Raw genomic sequence first — 709 nt, 5'->3', positions numbered from 1 at the left:
AAGCTCTTCTTGCCCAATTTGATTCAGAAGAACTTCATCATCGCTTAGAGGACTGCATTTGCCCTGACTGTCAGGGAGATCTAAAAGAGATTGGAGCGAGTCTTCAAGGCCAAGAATTAGTCTTTATTCCTGCGCAATTAAAACGAATAGATCATACCCAACACGCTTATAAGTGCCAAGCATGCAGTGAGAAAAATCCGAGTGATAAAATCGTGAAAGCTCCTATCCCTAAAGCCCCTTTGGCGCATAGCCTTGGCTCAGCTTCTATAATCGCTCACACCATCCATCAGAAGTTTAATCTGAAGGTCCCCAATTATCGCCAAGAAGAAGATTGGGATAGGATGGGTTTACCAATCACACGTAAGGAAATCTCTAATTGGCATATCAAGACGAGTCAATACTATTTGGAGCCCCTCTATAACCTCTTGCGAGAGAGACTATTGACTCAGCCCTTACTTCATGCGGATGAAACTTCTTATAGGGTGCTAGAGAGTGATAGCCATCTGACCTACTATTGGACTTTTTTGTCAGGAAAATCAGAGAAACAAGGGATTAGGCTTTACCACCATGATCAGCGTCGAAGTGGTTCAGTAGTACAAGAATTCCTAGGAGACTATTCTGGCTATGTGCATTGTGATATGTGGTCTGCTTATCGTCAACTGGAAGAAGCTGAACTTGTTGGATGTTGGGCGCATGTGAGAAGGAAGTT

1 protein-coding gene is annotated in these 709 nt (G+C 43.3%); it reads left to right on the top strand.

The window, feature by feature from the left end:
* On the top strand, positions 1–709 hold a 709-nt coding region (locus tag HT719_RS10720), incomplete at both ends, for an IS66 family transposase (protein ID WP_172929182.1).

The sequence above is a fragment of the Streptococcus sp. k-378 genome, from assembly GCF_013277505.1.
Taxonomy (GTDB): domain Bacteria; phylum Bacillota; class Bacilli; order Lactobacillales; family Streptococcaceae; genus Streptococcus; species Streptococcus pseudopneumoniae.
Note: the sequence above shows the minus strand (reverse complement) of the source record. Positions and strands in the feature narration are given on the sequence as shown.